This is a genomic window from Nonomuraea sp. H19 (assembly GCF_052068215.1).
In the GTDB taxonomy this organism is placed as follows: Bacteria; Actinomycetota; Actinomycetes; order Streptosporangiales; family Streptosporangiaceae; genus Nonomuraea.
Map to the genome: position 1 here is coordinate 21,163 of NZ_JBQHCV010000010.1, position 15,703 is coordinate 36,865.

Annotated in this window: 14 protein-coding genes; 1 reads left to right on the forward strand and 13 read right to left on the reverse strand. The window is 71.2% G+C overall.

The window, feature by feature from the left end; translation table 11 throughout:
* Positions 1-108: 108 nt before the first annotated feature.
* The 4 genes from ACTMTI_RS22830 to ACTMTI_RS22845 all read right to left on the reverse strand — a co-directional run bounded on the left by ACTMTI_RS22830 (position 109) and on the right by ACTMTI_RS22845 (position 4,687).
* Positions 109-708 (reverse strand): YdeI/OmpD-associated family protein, encoded by a 600-nt coding sequence (locus tag ACTMTI_RS22830; protein WP_441122503.1) that lies wholly within the window; start codon positions 706-708, stop codon positions 109-111.
* On the reverse strand, positions 705-2,564 hold the full coding sequence (locus ACTMTI_RS22835; RefSeq protein ID WP_441122504.1) for an NAD(P)-binding domain-containing protein: 1,860 nt from the start codon (positions 2,562-2,564) through the stop codon (positions 705-707). The genes ACTMTI_RS22830 and ACTMTI_RS22835 overlap by 4 nt, the downstream gene beginning before the upstream one ends.
* A gap of 72 nt (positions 2,565-2,636) precedes the next feature.
* Positions 2,637-3,104, reverse strand: a complete 468-nt coding sequence (locus ACTMTI_RS22840) for a type II toxin-antitoxin system RatA family toxin (protein ID WP_441122505.1) — start codon at positions 3,102-3,104, stop codon at positions 2,637-2,639.
* The gene (locus ACTMTI_RS22845) at positions 3,101-4,687 is read right to left on the reverse strand and encodes an aldehyde dehydrogenase family protein (RefSeq protein ID WP_441122506.1); all 1,587 of its coding nucleotides are present in this window, start codon (positions 4,685-4,687) and stop codon (positions 3,101-3,103) included. Before ACTMTI_RS22845 ends, ACTMTI_RS22840 begins: the two co-directional genes overlap by 4 nt.
* Positions 4,688-4,914: 227 nt before the next feature.
* Between ACTMTI_RS22845 and ACTMTI_RS22850 the strand changes: the two genes are divergently transcribed.
* The gene (locus ACTMTI_RS22850) at positions 4,915-5,448 is read left to right on the forward strand and encodes a pyridoxamine 5'-phosphate oxidase family protein (protein ID WP_441122507.1); all 534 of its coding nucleotides are present in this window, start codon (positions 4,915-4,917) and stop codon (positions 5,446-5,448) included.
* 75 nt (positions 5,449-5,523) lie between these two features.
* Here the strand turns inward: ACTMTI_RS22850 and ACTMTI_RS22855 are convergent, their stop codons facing one another.
* The 9 genes from ACTMTI_RS22855 to ACTMTI_RS22895 form a co-directional block, all read right to left on the reverse strand.
* Positions 5,524-6,405, reverse strand: a complete 882-nt coding sequence (locus ACTMTI_RS22855; protein ID WP_441122509.1) for a TIGR01777 family oxidoreductase — start codon at positions 6,403-6,405, stop codon at positions 5,524-5,526.
* 122 nt (positions 6,406-6,527) lie between these two features.
* On the reverse strand, positions 6,528-8,483 hold the full coding sequence (locus ACTMTI_RS22860) for an anthranilate synthase family protein (protein WP_441122510.1): 1,956 nt from the start codon (positions 8,481-8,483) through the stop codon (positions 6,528-6,530).
* Positions 8,480-9,127 carry an isochorismatase family protein gene (locus ACTMTI_RS22865; protein WP_441122511.1) on the reverse strand — a complete coding sequence of 216 codons (648 nt, stop codon included), beginning with the start codon at positions 9,125-9,127 and terminating at the stop codon, positions 8,480-8,482. Before ACTMTI_RS22865 ends, ACTMTI_RS22860 begins: the two co-directional genes overlap by 4 nt.
* Positions 9,128-9,151: 24 nt before the next feature.
* Positions 9,152-9,925, reverse strand: coding sequence for a 2,3-dihydro-2,3-dihydroxybenzoate dehydrogenase (locus ACTMTI_RS22870; protein ID WP_441122512.1), 774 nt, complete (start codon positions 9,923-9,925; stop codon positions 9,152-9,154).
* A 12-nt stretch (positions 9,926-9,937) separates the two neighbouring features.
* Entirely contained in the window at positions 9,938-11,392 is a 1,455-nt protein-coding gene (locus ACTMTI_RS22875) for an amidohydrolase family protein (RefSeq protein WP_441122513.1), read from the reverse strand.
* Complete coding sequence (locus tag ACTMTI_RS22880) at positions 11,389-11,610, reverse strand: phosphopantetheine-binding protein (protein ID WP_441122514.1); 222 nt, start codon at positions 11,608-11,610, stop codon at positions 11,389-11,391. The genes ACTMTI_RS22875 and ACTMTI_RS22880 overlap by 4 nt, the downstream gene beginning before the upstream one ends.
* A 6-nt stretch (positions 11,611-11,616) precedes the next feature.
* Entirely contained in the window at positions 11,617-13,254 is a 1,638-nt protein-coding gene (locus tag ACTMTI_RS22885; protein WP_441122515.1) for a (2,3-dihydroxybenzoyl)adenylate synthase, read from the reverse strand.
* Positions 13,254-14,300, reverse strand: coding sequence for a ketoacyl-ACP synthase III family protein (locus ACTMTI_RS22890; protein ID WP_441122516.1), 1,047 nt, complete (start codon positions 14,298-14,300; stop codon positions 13,254-13,256). Before ACTMTI_RS22890 ends, ACTMTI_RS22885 begins: the two co-directional genes overlap by 1 nt.
* Positions 14,297-15,625 (reverse strand): salicylate synthase, encoded by a 1,329-nt coding sequence (locus ACTMTI_RS22895; protein WP_441122517.1) that lies wholly within the window; start codon positions 15,623-15,625, stop codon positions 14,297-14,299. The genes ACTMTI_RS22890 and ACTMTI_RS22895 overlap by 4 nt, the downstream gene beginning before the upstream one ends.
* Positions 15,626-15,703: the final 78 nt, after the last annotated feature.

Sequence of the window (15,703 nt, forward strand, 5' to 3'; positions counted from 1 at the left end):
GCGAGTGTCCGGCCTGAGAGAGAGGGGCGAGGCGCACGTGCTGAGCGCCGCCCGGAGTGCGGGCGGCGCTCAGGCTCGTCCGGCCACCTGCCCTGGTGGCAGGCACGCTCAGCCGGCGTTGGAGGTTTTGACGGGGCCGTGCGGTGACTGGCCGGCTTCGAGGCGCTCGACGTACCCGGCGATCCTGCGCGCCCGGGTCTCGGCCTTCTTGGCCTTCTGGAGGGTGAGCAGGATCTGGTAGCGGCTGCTCTTGCTGAGCGCGGCGAACGCGGCCGCGGCGGCAGGCGAGGCGTCGAGCGCCGCCTGCAGCTCGGGCGGGACCTCCGCGCTGCTCTGCGGCGCGTACGCCGCCGCCCAGCGGCCGTCGGCCTTGGCCTGCTCGACCTGTTCGAGTCCGGACGGCCGCATCCGGCCGGCGGCGATGAGCTCCTCGACCCGGGCACAATTGATCTTCGACCACGGGCTGCGGGGCCGGCGCGGCGAGAAGCGCTGGGCCCACCAGCCGTCCGGCATGCTCGCCGAAGACGCCTTACCGTCGATCCAGCCGTAGCACAGGGCCACGTCCAGGGCCTCGGACCTGGTGACCGAGGCCGCGTCCGTGCCCTTCTTCGGCAGGGCGAGCCAGACCTCGCCCGCTTTCTGGTGATTGTCTTCCAGCCAGGCGGCGAACTCTTCTGGTGTGGCGCAGTGCAGAGCGTCGTCCGTCATCGGGTCACCAAGTCTTCCGCTTCCGCCGAGGGATGTTTCCTGCCACTGTAGGACCGCTGTTCGGCGGCGGCCTTGATGCGCGCCAGAGTCTTGCGCATGCCGTCGCGCAGTTCTGCGGTGTGGCCGTCGTACCCGCCGAGCATCATGTTGGCGAAGGACGCGGTGCGCTTGCGCTGCCCGGCGCTCTGGCCCGAGACGTCCCACTGCTCGGTGACCAGCGTGCCCCCGTCCACGGGCGCCAGCCGGTAGCCCCAGCGCACGCCGTTGGTGGTGGTGCGGAAGGCGAAGGACCGGCCGCGCTCGGCCTTCTCGACCTCGTTGCTGGTGACCCACACGACCCAGCCGCGGCGGTTGATCCCGATGAAGCGCGCCCCGGCACCGCGCTCGGCACCGCGCCAGATGCAGCGGCGGCATTCGGGGCTCCACTCCCCCATCCGCGTCACATCGCTGATGAGGTCCCACACCAGGCCGGGCTCGGCGTCGATCCAGATCGACTCCTCTTCCGGCTGGTAGCCGGGCAACGGCTCCACCGCCTTCTTCGCGCGCCGGGCGCCGCGCCGCCGCTCGCCGGCCAGCTCGGCCAGGTAGGGGTAGTGGTCCACCTGGATGGTGTGGCGCTTCGACGCCACGTAGCGCTTGGCGAGCCGCTCCTTGTACTGGGCGATCTCCCGCTGCATCTTCTCCATCGCCGGCAGTGCCGCCTTGCCCTCCAGCAGGTCGGCCACCCAGTGCGACTGCGCCTCCGACAGCACCGTGGTCGCCCCCAGGGGCTGGAAGAGGCCGATGAAGTACAGGCCGGGGTGGCGGGGGTCGACCACCCGGTGGAACAGGGAGACGTCGTTGTCGTCAGGGGCGATCACGGACTCGTCCAGGAACGGGAAGCTGATCCTGTAGCCGGTGCAGTAGATGACCGCGTCGATGACCTCGCTGCTGCCGTCGGCGAAATGCACCGTGTCGCCGTCGAAGCGGGTGATGTTGGGCTTGACGGTGATGTCGCCGTGGCCGAGCCGGGGCAGCAGGGTCTCCGAGACGGTCGGATGGGAGTTGAACAGCTTGTGGCCCGGCTCCGGCAGCCCGAAGTCGGTGACCTTGCCGATCGTCAGGCGCAGCAGGCCCGCCATGATCCAGCGTTGCATCTCCCGCGGCAGCACCCTGGTCAGGAAGGGGCTGATGAGGTCGTCGCTGGGCTTGCCGAACATGAACTTGGGGAAGACGTAGCCTCCGCGGCGCATGGCCAGGAATGTGCGCGCGGAGACCCCGGCGGTCTCCACCGCGATGTCCGACGCCGAGTTGCCGAAGCCGAGCACGAGCACGCGCTTGCCAGCGTACTCCTCGGGGACCCGGTAGTAGTGCGAGTGGATCTGGGCGCCCGTGAAGGTGTCCGCGCCGGGGAAGGCGGGCTCGGGGTATCGGGGGTCCGTGTGGTGGCCGTTGGCCACCAGCACCGTCTGGTAGTGGCGGGTGGTCTCGGCTCCGGTGTCGCGCCGGCGCGAGGTCACGTTCCAGCCCCCGCCCTCGGCCGGCACCACGCGGGTCACCTCGGTACGGAAGATGATCGAGTCCCGGAAGCCGAAGTGGTCGACGAAGTCGTCGAAGTAACGCGCCATCTGGTGGTGGTCGGGGTAAGCCGGATAGTCCTCGGGCATGGGGTAGCAGCGATATTCGGTCAGGTGCCGGGAGGTGTTGATGTGCAGCGACCGGTAGGCCGAGGACAGGCCGTTGTCGTTGAGATAGCGCCAGTTGCCGCCTACCTGCGAGCCGGCCTCGTAACAGTCGAAGGCGATGCCGCGCTCGTGCAGAACCTGGCAGGCGGCGATCCCTGACGAGCCGGCTCCGATGATGCAAACGTCCGTCATGATTCCTACTTCTCTCTTTGCTCGGTTCCCGACGTCGGCGGGGCGCGCCGCCCCTTCAGGCCTGGGAAGGTGTCATCGGCTCGCACCGGCCGGCAGGTCACGCAAGAGGTGGCCGCCGACCGTGACGCGTACCGGGCCGGCGACGGCGGACATGATCTGGTGGGCGGTGCGGATCAGCACGCGCCCGGCGGCCGAGTCGATCGCCCCCGCGAAGTGGGGAACGCTCGTGCTGTAGCTCACCTCGTACCCGACCTCGCAGCCGCCGGCGAGGTCCGTGGCCGTCCACGCTCCCTTCAGGTGCTGGAAGTCCCCGCTGACCTGCTCGAATTCGATGCGGTACGGCTCCGCCCGCCGGCTGCGCTGCACCCACGTCGCCGTGCCGCCGCGGAAGGCGAGCACCCACTCGCGCAGCCCGTCGCCGGCGTCGGAGACGGAGATGAGGCCGGCGGCGTACGCGGGGAACGCCGCCTCGTCGCCGAGCCGCTCGAGCACGTCGGCGGCGGGCATCAGGGCCATGGCCTTGAGGACCCGTGAGGTCATGATCGATGCTCCTTGTCCGACGGGCGGATCATGCTGACGGCCTGGAGGCGAGTGGTGCGCAGCATGGGGTGGCTCGCCTCGCCGAAGGCGCCGCCGGTCAGGCCGTTCCCGCCCTGGTTGGGCAGGAAGGGGAGGAAGCCGCTGTGCGAGTCGTTGATCTTCAGGTTGCCGCCGTTGGAGACGCCGTCCAGGAACCGCTGGATCGTCGCGGAGCCGGTCGACCAGAAGGAGTTGCGCAGGCCGTACACGTTGGTGTTGACGAAGGCGAGCACCTCCTCCATCAGGGCGTCGTCGCCGGCGCCCGCGTCGGGCACGATGATCGGCAGCAGCGGGAAGAACGTCTCGTCGCGGACCACCGACAGCGACCTGGCGCCCTGGAGCCCGTCGAGGCGGACGATGCTCGGCTCGACGAAGAAGCCGGTGTCCGACGGCGATCCGTCCGCTTCGAGGCGACGGCCGCCGTGGACGAGCTTCGCGCCCTTGGCGAGCGCCTCGCCGAGGCAGCCGAAGAACCAGTCCACCCCGAGGACCGGGGTGAGCACCACGCCGGCCTCGTCGGGAAAACCGGGCTGGATCTCCTTGGTGGCCACGACCAGCCGCTCGATGAGCTCGTCCGCGATGGCCGGATGGGCGACCACCTGGTTGGGCACGTTGCAGATCTGGCCGGAGTTCAGGAAGAACTGGGTGACGCTCTCCACCGCGGCGTCCAGATCGGCGTCGCGCCACACGACGCAGCAGTCGTTGCCGGCCAGCTCCAGGATCGGCTTCTTGCCCGCCGCGATGCACTCGCCCTCGAACTCCAGGCCCTTCTTGCTGCCCCCGAAGTAGATGACATCGTTGACGTGCTCACTGGCCAGCCAGGCGTCGAGCATGGGCGGCCCGCACAGGGCGTTGAACGTGCCGGGCGGCGCCCCCGCCTCTTCGAGCACCGGCGCCACGACCTCGCGCATCGTGTACATGCAGCTGAGCGCGACCCCGCGCGGGGCGCGCACCACCACGGTGTTGCCCGCCACGAGGGCGGTGAGGCCGTTCAGCGCGTTGACGGTCGCGGCGTTCTGGGGCGGGTTGATGCAGACGACGCCGTCGGGGACCCGGCGTAGGATCATCTCCCGCGCGCCGTCCTGCCGGCGGAACTCGAACTGCTCGGCGCACCATTCGAGCGTCTCCCGGCTCCAGCTCGTGTACGGGAGCCCGCCGATCATGCCTTCGGCCGCCGTGCGCGGCGTGCCCTCGGCGACGAGGATCTCGACGATGGGGTCAAGGTGCTCAAGGAGCCGCTCGGCGATGCGGAGCCCGATCTCGATCCGGTCGGCGAGCGGCACGCGGGCCCATGCGGGGGCGGCGCGCGCGGCCGATTCGAGGGCCATGGCGGTCATGCCTTCGTCGGCGACGACGCACGCGCCCGCGACGCGTTCCCCAGCCGCCGATGGATCGACGATTCCCCGATCAAGGTCCTGTTTGAGTCTCAGACTCGGAAAAGTATCCTCGATAAGGGCCTGGGCGGTGATCGTGTGAACGAGTTGCGCGTGGTCGCCGGTGACATCCCGGCCGCAAATGTAGGCGGGATATTTCCCAAACTTCACGTTACCCCCTTCGCTCAATCCGGCTAAGGCTGATGTGTGCGCCCAAACTATTCCGGGGATACGCCCGGGACAATGGGCGCACCATTAGGGTTCGTTATTGAGGCGTGCCGTCAAAAGGATTTACCGGTTCGAGAAGCAGCGCTGATCGGAATGTCATTGCCCGGCTCCCGCCGCGCTCATAGCCTCGTCGGAGAGTCCGTCCAACTGGCATGGCAGAAGGGAAGACAATGCCGACCACCTACCCCACCGCGAAATTAGACGTACGCTACAGCGAGCCCGGGGCGGAGCCCGTTTCGTGGCCGGAGACCCTGGGCGTGCTGGAGTCGGCCGAGCTTTTCTGGCTGACTACCGTACGCGTCGACGGCCGTCCCCATGTGACGCCGGTGGTCGCGGTGTGGCACGACGACGCCATGTACTTCAGCACCGCCGCGATCGAGCAGAAAATGCGTAACCTGGAGCACAGCGGAAAGGTCGCGGTGACGACCGGCAACAATTTCTGGACCAAGGGACTCGACATCGTCGTCGAGGGCACGGCCGCCGAGGTCACCGACATCGGCACCCTGCGACGGGTCGTCGACGCGTTCGACGCGAAGTACGGCGGTGACAACAGCTGGAACCTGGAGCTCGTCGACGGCGTCGCCCAGGTCGCGAACCACCCCGCGATCGTGTTCCGCATCGAGCCGGCCAAGGTGCTGGCCTTCGGCAAGGCGCCGCACACGCAGACCGGCTACCGCTTCGCTCACGCCGCGGTCACGGTCTGACCTCTCCGCCGGCGGCGGCGCCCCATTGCGCCACCGCCGGTCGAAGCATTTTCGGTGCGAGGGTGCCGGCGCCCGTCAGAGGATGTCGGCGAGCGCGTCGTCGAGCTCGGTGTGCCGGAACTTGAAGCCCGCGTCGCTCAGGACCTGCGGCACCACCCGCAGGCTGATGAGCGCCAGCTCGTCGGCCGCCTCGCCCAGCGCGAACCGGACCACCGCCTTCGGCATCGACAGGAACGCGGGCCTGCCGAGCGCCCGTCCGACCGCCTTGGTGAACTCGGCGTTGGTCACGGGTTCCGGCGCGCACAGGTTGACCGGTCCCGACAGGCCCGGGTTCTCCAGGACGTACCGGATCGCGGCGACCTCGTCCGCCATGCTGATCCACGCGATGTACTGCCTGCCGTCGCCGAACCGCCCGCCGACCCCCAGCCGGATCATCGGCCTGAGCACTCCGATCAGGCCGGTGTCCGGCGTCAGCACGAGGCCGGTGCGCAGCAGCGCGACCCGGCTGCCCGCGTCCTGCGCCGCCTTGGTCGCGGCCTCCCAGTCGATGACCATCTGGGCGAGGAAGCCGGCGCCCGAGCCGGACGTCTCGTCGGCGACCGCGGCGCCCGTGTTGCCGTAGAAGCTCACGCTGGACGCGCAGAGCAGCACGGGGACGCCTTGTTCCGCGACGGCGCCGGCCAGCGTCCTGGCCGGCTCGATCCGGCTGTCACGCATCCGCCGCTTCAGCTCCGTGGTCCATTTGCCCTGCACCGGTGCGCCGCACAGGTTGATCACCGCGTCGACGCCGTCGAATGTGCCGCTCGCGATCGAGCCGGACGTGGGATCCCAGTCGAGTTCGTCGTCCGCCGCCGGTGCGCGCCTGACGAGTTTGCGTACTTCGTGGCCCGCCTCGCGCAGCTCGGTCACCAAAGCCCTGCCGATGAGGCCGGACGATCCTGCCACGACAATCAGCATGTGCTTCACGGTACGTCGCACCGTTTGCCGCGCCGAGAGGGCGGAGACCGAAGTCATGATGTTGTGTCCTTTCCGGTCCCGCGGCGCGGCGGCCCTGCGCGCGGCGGGCGCAGGGCCGCCGGTCAGCGGTCGGGGCCTGGGTGGCGGCGTTCCTTCAGCAGGTCGCCGAGCACCGCGCCGAGGATGCGCACGCCGTTGTGCGTCAGCACCGACACGGGGTGGAACTGCACCGAGGCGAAGCCGGGGCCGCGTAGCGCGTGGACCTCGCCGGTGTCCACCTCCCTCGACACCTCGACCGTGCCTTCGCGGGCCGGACAGGGGAACCGGTCGCCCGGGCTGCGGGCCGCGAAGGTGTTGTAGAAGCCCACGAGCTCCGTCCGGCCCATGAAGCCGATCTTCCGCTGCACGCCCTGGTTGGGGAACGGGTTGCGGACGATCTCCAGGCCGAGCACCGTGCTGAGGATCTGGTGGCCCAGGCACACGGAGAAGAACGGCACGCCGAGCTCCAGCAGCCGGCGCGTCACCTCGCGGATGCGGGCGATCTTGGGGTGCTGGTGGTCCCCCGGGTCTCCTGGTCCCGGGCCGACGATGACGACGTCGTATCCGTCAAGGGGGAAGTCGTCGTCGTACCGGCGTACGGTGACCTCGCAGCCCAGGGCCTCCAGCATGTGCCTGGCCATCGCGGTGAAGGTGTCCTCCGCGTCGATCACCAGCACGCTCCGGCCCACCAGCTCCGGCACCCGGTACGTCCTGCGCTCCGGCCCTTCGAACCAGAAGGCGCCGAGCGGGGTGTTGCGTTCGGCGAGGATGCGCCGCACCTCGGGATGGGCGTTGAGGTCCGGGACCGGCACGCAGGCGGCGTCGGGGGAACCGGGGGCGGCCTGGACGCCGTACAGGGCGTCGATCAGGCTCGCCGCCTTCACCCGCGTCTCGGCCGCTTCCGAAGCGGTGGCGGAGTCGCGCACCAGCGTCGCCCCGACGGAGATCCGCATCCGGCCGGCCGCGTCGATGTCCGCGGTGCGGATGAGGATCGCGGAGTCCAGGGCGCGCTCCCCCGCGTCGTCGCGGCCGATCAGCGCCACCACGCCGGCGTAGTAGCCGCGGCCCTCCGGCTCGAAACGGCTGATCACCCGGCAGGCGCTCTCCAGCGGGCCACCGGTGACCGTGGGCGCGAACATGGTCTCGCGCAGGATCTCCCTGACGTCCAGCGTGCTGCGCCCTTCGATCAGGTATTCCGTGTGCGCCAGGCGGGCCATCTGCTTGAGCTGCGGGCCCAGCACGCGCCCGCCGCGCTCGCACACCCGGCCCATCATCTTCAGCTCCTCGTCGAGCACCATGTAGAGCTCGTTGGCCTCCTTGTCGTCGGACAGGAACGACAGCAGCCCGCACAGTTCGGGTCCCGTCGCGCCGTAGCGGTAGGTGCCGCTGATCGGGTTCATCACGACGGTGCCCGCGTCGAGGCTGATGTGCCGCTCCGGCGAGGCGCCGACGAAGGTGCGCGTGCCGGTGTGGATGAGGAACGTCCAGTGGCAGCCGGGGTCGCGGCCGAGCAGCCGCCGGTAGAAGGCCAGTGCCGTGCCGGTCGACCAGTTGGAGATCTCGGCGGAGAACGTGCGCTTGATGACGAAGTTGGCACCCGTGCCCTGGCCGATCTCCTCGGTGAGGACCCGGCGGACCGTGGCCGCGTACTGCTCGTCGTCGGCGTCGAACTCCCCTTCGCCCAGCTCGATGGGCCCGTCGGGGAGCCGCTGAAGGACGTCGTCCAGAGGCAGCTCGGCCTGGCCGGTCACGGTCATCGCGAGCAGCGGGGCGCCGTCGTCGGGGAAGGCGAACCCGCGCTCCCCGATCTGCCGGTACGGCAGGAGCGCCAGCACCTCGTGCCGGCCCCTGCCGCCGGGCGGCGGCAGGGGGATGTCGGCGACGGCGCCGACCTCGGCGGTCTCGCCGACCAGGAGGTCGACCTGGCCGGGGCGGCCGGCGCCGGGCCGGTGCAGCAGGGCGAACGGGGGCGCGCCGGGGCCGAGCACCTTGTCGAGCAGCTCGGCGCCCATCGAGTACGCCCCCGCGCGCCCGCTCACCGGTCCCCTCCGTCCATCATGGTCAGCGCGGACCGGGTGGACATGGTGACCGAGCATCTCGTGGCGGCGTACACCAGGGCGAGCTTGTGATGCTCCCACGAGAAGTCCGCCACCGCGTCCGCCACCAGGAACGTCTGGATGTCGTGCGAGAAGCCCTCGTGCGCGGTCATCAAGATTCCGACGTGGGCGTAGACCCCGCAGATCACCAGCTGGTCGCGCCCACTGGCGCGCATCAGCTCCAGCAGCTCGGTCCGGCAGAAGGCGCTGGGCCGCCACTTGGTGAGCACGATGTCCGAATCGGCGGGCGCCAGCCCGTTGACGATCATCCGATGCTCCGGGTCCTTGGACATCCCGGCCCCCCAGAAGTCCTTCAGCAGGCCGCGTTGCTCGTCGGTCATCCCACCGGGCTGGGCCGTGTAGACCACCGGCGCGCCGTGGCGGGCGAAGCCGGCCCGCAGGTCGGCGACGTTCCGCACGAGGTCGGCGAGCGGGGCCCGGGCGTGCTGGAACGGCCGCAGGAAGTAGTTCTGCATGTCGTGCACCAGCAGCACCGCCCTGGCCGGGTCGATGGTCCACGGCGCGATGTTCTGCGGCAGCTCGGACTCGACCGGCATGCGATATGGCTCTATGACGGGAATTGCCATGATTCCTCCCTTCGGGTGTGCGGGTCAGCGGCCGAGAGCGGCGCCGCCGTCGACGGTCAGGTCGTGCAGGGTGATGTGCGCGGCCCGCTGTGAGAGCAGGAACAGCACGGCGTCGGCGACGTCGGCGGGCTCGGCCAGCCGGCCCAGCGGGATGCCGACCCGGAACTGGTCGGGCGTCCCGTCGAGGCAGGCCCGCAGCGCGTCGCCGCCGTCTCCCCACAGCGAGGTCAGCATCGCGGTGTTGGTGGAGCCGGGCGCGACCACGTTGCACCTGATGCCGAACTTGGCGACCTCCAGGCCCAGGCACCGGGTGAACCCGGCCGCCGCCGCCTTGGAGGCCGCGTAGGCGGCCATGTTCCAGCGTGGGGTGGTCGCGGCGTTGGAGGCCACCGTGACGATGGCGCCCGACCTGCGGGGGATCATGCGGCGGGCCACCGCCCGGCTGACGTGGAACACGCCGGTCGCGTTGACCGCGAACGTCTGGGTCCAGTCGTCGTCGGTGAGCGCGATCGCGGCCGCGGTGCGCAGCACTCCGGCGGCGTTCACCAGGTAACTGATGGGGCCCAGCTCGTGCTCGGCCGCATCGACCACCGCGTCGACGGCGACGCTCGACGACACGTCCACGGGATAGCCGCGGACCACGTGCCCGTCCTCGACCAGCTCCTTGACGACCACGGCGAGAGCCTGGGCGTTGGCGTCCAGTGCCGCCACGGCCACGCCCTCGGCGACTAGCGCGCGGACCACGGCCTCGCCGATGCCGCCCGCGGCCCCGGTGACCAGGCCTGTCTTGTTTCGCATGGGTCAACCTCCTTACTCTCGTCTGGTCGTCGCGGCGGCCACGTCCGGATCGACGCCGAGGCAGCGCACCGAGAAGGAGGCGAGCGCCTCCAGATAGTCGGACTCCAGCCGCGCCTCGTCCACGCCGGTGGCCCGGCCGCCCTCGACCAGCACCCGGCCTGCCACGATCACGGTGTCCACGTCCATCGATCCGCCGAGGGCGAGGAAGCTCTCCAGGGGACGCGGGTTGAGCAGGTAACGCCAGTCGTCGGCGGGGATCAGCACCAGGTCGGCCTGCTTGCCCGCCTCGACGCTGCCGATCTCGTCGTCCCAGTCCAGGCCGCGGGCGGCCACGCGGGTGGCCATCGCCAGCGCCTCGGTCGGGAGCAGCTCGGTCGGGTCGGCGTACATCTCGTTGTAGACCTGCCAGGCGCTCTTCATCGCCTCGGCCATAGCGCCGACGGGCAGCGCCGCGCCGTCGGTGGACAGCGACACCTCCAGCCCGGCCCGGCGCAGCTCGGGGATGGCGCGGGTCTCGGTGATGGTGGACTCGCCGGCCGCGCCGTATTTGGCGGGCGAGTGGCTGATGTGCGCGCCGGCCTCGACGAGCAGCTTGCGCTCGCTCTCGTCGGCGAAGGCGCAGTGGACCGCCATGAAGCGGCCGGACAGCAGGCCGAGGTCGGCGAACCGGCGGACCGGCGGGGCGCCGTAGCAGGCCAGCATCGCCTCGGGCTCGTTGCGCAGTGCGCCGACGTGGGTCGCGAACGGCACGTCGTACCTGGCGATCAGGTCGGCGAAGCCGGCGCCGAGCTCGTCGGTCATGTTGGTGCCGTACACGGCGGTCGGCCTGGCCCGCAGCAGCCCGCCGGGTTCGGCGGCGACCGCGCGCAGCAGGTCCTCCATGCGCTGCAGCACCGCGTCGGCGTCGCGGGTCCGGCGGAAGCGGCCCTCGCCCGGGACGCAGACGGCGTCGCTCGCCCAGGTGCTGACCACGCACCGCATCCCGAGGTCGCGGGCGGCCGCGGCCAGGGCCTCCGGCCGGTTGACCGAGCCGACGTCGCCCAGCGTGGTCACGCCGGAGCGGAGCTGGGTCCACATCGAGTAGCGGGCGATGGCCGCGGCCTCGTCGGGCGCGAGCTGGTCGATCTTGTCGTGGAAGGAGTCGAAGACCGCGGAGATCTGCCCGATGTCGCCGCCCAGCGCCATGAACGCGGGCCGGTCGTCGCGGTCGGCGGGCGGGCGCAGCGCGCCCTTGAACGCCAGCCGCATCGCGAACAGCTCGTGCCAGTGGGCGTTGACGAAGCCCGGCAGGATCATCTTGCCGCGGGCGTCGATCACCTGCGCTCTCTCCCCTTGGGGCGCGACCTCGGCGGTGGGTCCGGCGGCGACGATCCGGCCGTCCTCGACGAGCACGGAGCCGTCGGGGATGACGCTCGCCGCCGGGTCCGCCGGGTAGAGGCAGCCTCCCTTGATCAGCAGGGTGCTCATCGGACGGCCTCTCTCAGATGTCTCTCCCACGCGTCGAGGGTCGGGTCGGCGGCCAGCTCGCTGAAGTCCAGCGTGATGCCCTGCCGGCGCATCTTCGTGACGAGCCGCATCATTTCCAGCGAGCCGACCCCGAGGTAGACGAGGTTGGCGTCGCCCGGGATCTCCTCGGGCGCCGCGCCGATGATGGCGGCGACGTTCTCGCGCAGCGTGCTTTGCATGATCAGTCATCCTTCCTGGGCCCAGCTCCTGGGCGCGGTACGGTCTCTGGCCGCGGCGGCCAGCACTTTCTTGTCGACCTTGCCGAGCGGCGTCAGCGGGAACGCCTCGACGAACTCCACGCGGTCCGGCAGCTTGAACTCCGCCAGCCCGCGCTCGTGCAGCGCTTTCTTCAGCTCGGCCAGCCCCGGCCGCTCATCCGGGGAGACGAGGAAGGCGTAGATCCGCTCCCCGAGGTAGTCGTCGGGCACCGGGACCACGGCCGCTCTGGCGATCTGGGGGTGGGTGAGCAGATGCCCTTCCACCTCGCCGGCCGAGATCTTGTCGCCGCCGCGGATGATGACGTCCTTCAGCCGCCCCTCGATGACCAGGCGCCCCTCGGGGGTCAGCCGGGCCACGTCGCCGGTGCGGTAGAAGCCGTCCGGGGTGAAGGCCCGCCGGTTGTGCTCCTCGGCCCTGTAGTAGCCGCGCAGCGTGTACGGGCCGCGCGTGATCAGCTCACCCGCCACCCCAGGGGGCACGTCGTCGCCGTGCTCGTCCACGATGCGCACCTCGTCGGCCGGCGAGATCGGCCGCCCCTGCGTCTCCAGCACCGACGCCGGGTCGTCGGCCGCGCGGCTCATCGACAGCAGCCCCTCGGCCATCCCGAACACCTGCTGCAGGCGGCAGCCGAGCCCGGGCTCGATGCGCGCGGCCAGCTCCGGCTGGAGCCGGGCGCCGCCGATCTGGATCACCCGCAGGCTGGACAGGTCGGCGGGCTCCCACTCCACCGCCTCCAGCCAGAGCTGGGCGACGGTGGGCACGACCGAGGTGAACGTGACCCGCTCCCGCTCGATCGCCGCGAAGCAGTCGTCCGGGGCCGGATCGTCGGCGAGCACGACCCGGCCGCCCGAGGCGAGCGTGCCGATGACGCCGGGGCAGCCCCAGGTGAAGTTGAACTCCACGGGCAGCGCGGCCAGATAGACGTCGGCGGAGGTGAGCCCGCAGACCTCGGCCACCGCCCTGACCTGGTAGGCGTAGTCGTCGTGCGTCCTCGGGATCAGCTTGGGCAGCGCGGTGGTGCCGCCGGACAGCAGGAAGAACGCGACGTCCGAGGCGTCGACCGGGGGCAGCTCGGCCGGTTCGGCGTCGACCTCGGCGAGCGGGATCACCGCGGCGCCGTCCCCGGGCGCGTCGAGCGCGAAGACCCGGCGCAGCGCCGGCACCTCGTCCATCATGCGCAGGGCGAGCGCCACGTGGTCGAACCCCCGGTACGTGCCGGGCACCACGTACGCGGCCGCGCCGGACAGCTCGCACAGGTGCCTGATCTCGCTGGCCCGGTGCGAGGCCAGTGAGAACACCGGCTTGGCACCCATCCGGAACAGCGCGAAGGCCACGATGACGAACTCGGGGACGTTGGGCAGCTGCAACACCACCCGCTCGCCCGGCCTGATGCCCTGCCGCAGGAAGCCGGCGGCCATCCGGTCGACGCGCGCGTCGAGTTCGCGGTAGGAGAGCCGGCGCTCCCCTTTGACCAGGGCGGTGGCGGAGCCGTACGCGCGGGACCAGGACTTCAGCAGGTCGCCGAGGGTCTCCCCGCGCCACAGGCCGTCACGCTGGTACCGGGCCGCGATCTCCGCGGGCCACGGTGTGCACCCCTGCAGCATCACTCCTCCTCAAAGGGTGTGGTGATCTCGATGACGGCGCAGCCGGCCTCCATGCCGGGGGCGCTGCCGACGAGCAGCACCCGGTCGCCCGGCGCCACGGCGCCGCTGGTCCACAGGTGCTCCAGCTGGATGAACAGGTCGCCGGCGCCGGCGTGGCCGACCGTGCGGGTGAACTCCCACATGCTCCGGTCCAGGTCGATGCCGAGCGGGTCGAGGAACATGGCGCCGAGCGCGCCGCGGGCGAAGCCGGTGTGGCAGACCTTGACGATCTTCTCCATGGACGTCCCGGCCTCGGCCAGCGTCCGCTCCGCGACCTCGGCGACGCAGTCGCCGAAGTGGCCCATCGGCGGCGCGATGCCCTGGGCCCACTGGCGCCGCCAGTAGTCGCTGCGCTCCTCGAAGTTCAGCCCGCGGCCGACGGTGATGCCGGGCGGGAAGAGCTCCTCGCCGCCGCGGTGCAGCTCCTCCATGGAGGAGTCGGAGACCGAGCCGACGGCCAGCACCCGGGCGAAGCCGCCGCGCCGGGACACGACCGTGGCGGCGGCGCCGTCGGCGAGCAGGAACATCCGGGAGGCCCGCCACCGGTTCACCAGCGGCGTGGAGAAGTTGTCGGCGGCGGTGAGCAGCACGGCGTCCTTGCCGCGGTCGGCGATCAGCCGGTGGGCCGCCATCTCCAGGCCGGCGATCATGCCGAGGCAGCCCTGCCGCACCTCGATCGCGGTGATCGGCCGCTCGAGGGTCTCCCGCAGCACGTAGTGCGGGGCGGACCAGCCGTCCGGGCCCTGGTGGAAGCTGTCGCTGTGCAGCAACGCGCCGAAGTCGTCCGGGGCGTGCCCAGTGGTGAGGGCCGCACGGGCCAGCGCGACGCGCGCCGCCCGTGCCGCCATCTCCGGCGCGGGCAGCTCGCCCGCGACCATCACGGCCGCCATGCCGGAGGCGTCCCGGTCGGCCCGGTCGTACCAGGACTCCTGGACCGCCTGCTCCGTGCTCATGGTGGGCGGCAGGTAGGTGCCGATCCCCGCGAGGTAGACGTCGTCGAATCTCATCGCGCGCCCCCGCCGGGGACCAGGTAGCGCGCCACGCTCTCCAGCTTCTCGCAGGTCTCCTCGTACTCGCGGTCGGGCGTGGACTGCCCGACGATGCCGGCCCCGGCGCGCAGCCAGGTCCGCCCGTCGACGCGGTAGGCGCTGCGCAGCACGAGCGCCGCGTCCATCTCGCCGTTGTGGTCGACGGTCAGCACCGCGCCGCTGTAGAGCCCGCGGGGCTCGGCCTCGTGCTTGCGGATCGCGTTGTACGCCGCGTCCTTGGGCACCCCGGAGGCGGTGACCGCGGGGAAGACCGCGCCGAAGGCGTCCCAGGCGTCGCAGCCGGGAGCCAGCCGGCCCGCGACGCGGGAGGCCAGGTGCTGGACGCTGCCGCGCTCCTTGATCGCCATGAACTCCGGGACCTCGACGGAGCCGGGCACGCACACGTCCACCAGCTCGTCGGTGCCGACCTTGACCGAGATCGCGTGCTCGTACACCTCTTTGGCCGAGCCCAGCAGGTCGGAGCGGAGCTGCTCGTTGACGATCAGGTCGGTGGTGAGGGCGCGGGTGCCGGCCAGCGGCTGGCTGACCACCGTGCCGTCGGGCGAGACCTTGACCACGATCTCGGGGCTGAACCCGCACGCCTCGATGCCGCCCAGGTTGAGCAGGAACGAGCGGGCCGGGTTGTTGCCGTTGCGCCCGGCCACGTACGTGCCGACCAGGTCGACATCCTCGTCGACCTGGACGACACGGGACAGGATGACCTTGTGCAGCTCGCCGGCGTTGATCTCGCCGACGGCGTTCTCGACGATCGACCGGTACGCCTCCTCACCGGTGCCGCGGACGTCCAGCGGCTTGGGCTCCGCGGCCGGCGCGGGGACCGCCCCGGTGACCGCGTCGAGCAGCGCGGTCAGCGTCTCCTGGTCGGCCGCCCGCAGGTGGGCGCGCCCGTGGGCGATGCGGGCTTCGGCGGCCGGCACCACCAGGTGCAGCAGCCGGCCGTCGCCGACGTAATCCAGGCGGCCGTCCTTGGCGTAGGAGAGCTCGAACGTGGCCCAGCCGTAGGCCCGCCAGGCGGGCACCGCCACGGCGTCGAGCAGGCTCGTCACCTGCCGCAGCGGGCGGCCGTCCCAGGGCATGAACACCTCGTCGGCGCCCTCCTGGCGCAGTCGTGCGCCGTCGCGGTCCAGCGTCAGCTCGGCGCGGCAGCCGCTCGCGTAGGACCAGGTGCCGCCGCTCTCGTAGACGACGTAGTCGGCATGCGGGCCGGACCTCGCCAGCCGCGCGGCGACCAGGGTGGGGTCGTCGGACAGCGGTACCCGTGTCTCGAAGTAGTGCCTGTTCATCGATGCCATCTCCCCTCATGGGTTACTATCTAAAGTCTTATGCCGGTAACATCAGGGGCGCAACGGACCCTTGATTAG

Coding starts and splice junctions, on each gene's coding strand:
- ACTMTI_RS22830 (WP_441122503.1), bottom strand. CDS start 708: ATGACGGACGACGCTCTGCACTGCGCCACACCAGAAGAGTTCGCCGCC.
- ACTMTI_RS22835 (WP_441122504.1), bottom strand. CDS start 2,564: ATGACGGACGTTTGCATCATCGGAGCCGGCTCGTCAGGGATCGCCGCC.
- ACTMTI_RS22840 (WP_441122505.1), bottom strand. CDS start 3,104: ATGACCTCACGGGTCCTCAAGGCCATGGCCCTGATGCCCGCCGCCGAC.
- ACTMTI_RS22850 (WP_441122507.1), top strand. CDS start 4,915: ATGCCGACCACCTACCCCACCGCGAAATTAGACGTACGCTACAGCGAG.
- ACTMTI_RS22855 (WP_441122509.1), bottom strand. CDS start 6,405: ATGCTGATTGTCGTGGCAGGATCGTCCGGCCTCATCGGCAGGGCTTTG.
- ACTMTI_RS22865 (WP_441122511.1), bottom strand. CDS start 9,127: ATGGCAATTCCCGTCATAGAGCCATATCGCATGCCGGTCGAGTCCGAG.
- ACTMTI_RS22870 (WP_441122512.1), bottom strand. CDS start 9,925: ATGCGAAACAAGACAGGCCTGGTCACCGGGGCCGCGGGCGGCATCGGC.
- ACTMTI_RS22875 (WP_441122513.1), bottom strand. CDS start 11,392: ATGAGCACCCTGCTGATCAAGGGAGGCTGCCTCTACCCGGCGGACCCG.
- ACTMTI_RS22880 (WP_441122514.1), bottom strand. CDS start 11,610: ATGCAAAGCACGCTGCGCGAGAACGTCGCCGCCATCATCGGCGCGGCG.
- ACTMTI_RS22885 (WP_441122515.1), bottom strand. CDS start 13,254: ATGCTGCAGGGGTGCACACCGTGGCCCGCGGAGATCGCGGCCCGGTAC.
- ACTMTI_RS22890 (WP_441122516.1), bottom strand. CDS start 14,300: ATGAGATTCGACGACGTCTACCTCGCGGGGATCGGCACCTACCTGCCG.
- ACTMTI_RS22895 (WP_441122517.1), bottom strand. CDS start 15,625: ATGAACAGGCACTACTTCGAGACACGGGTACCGCTGTCCGACGACCCC.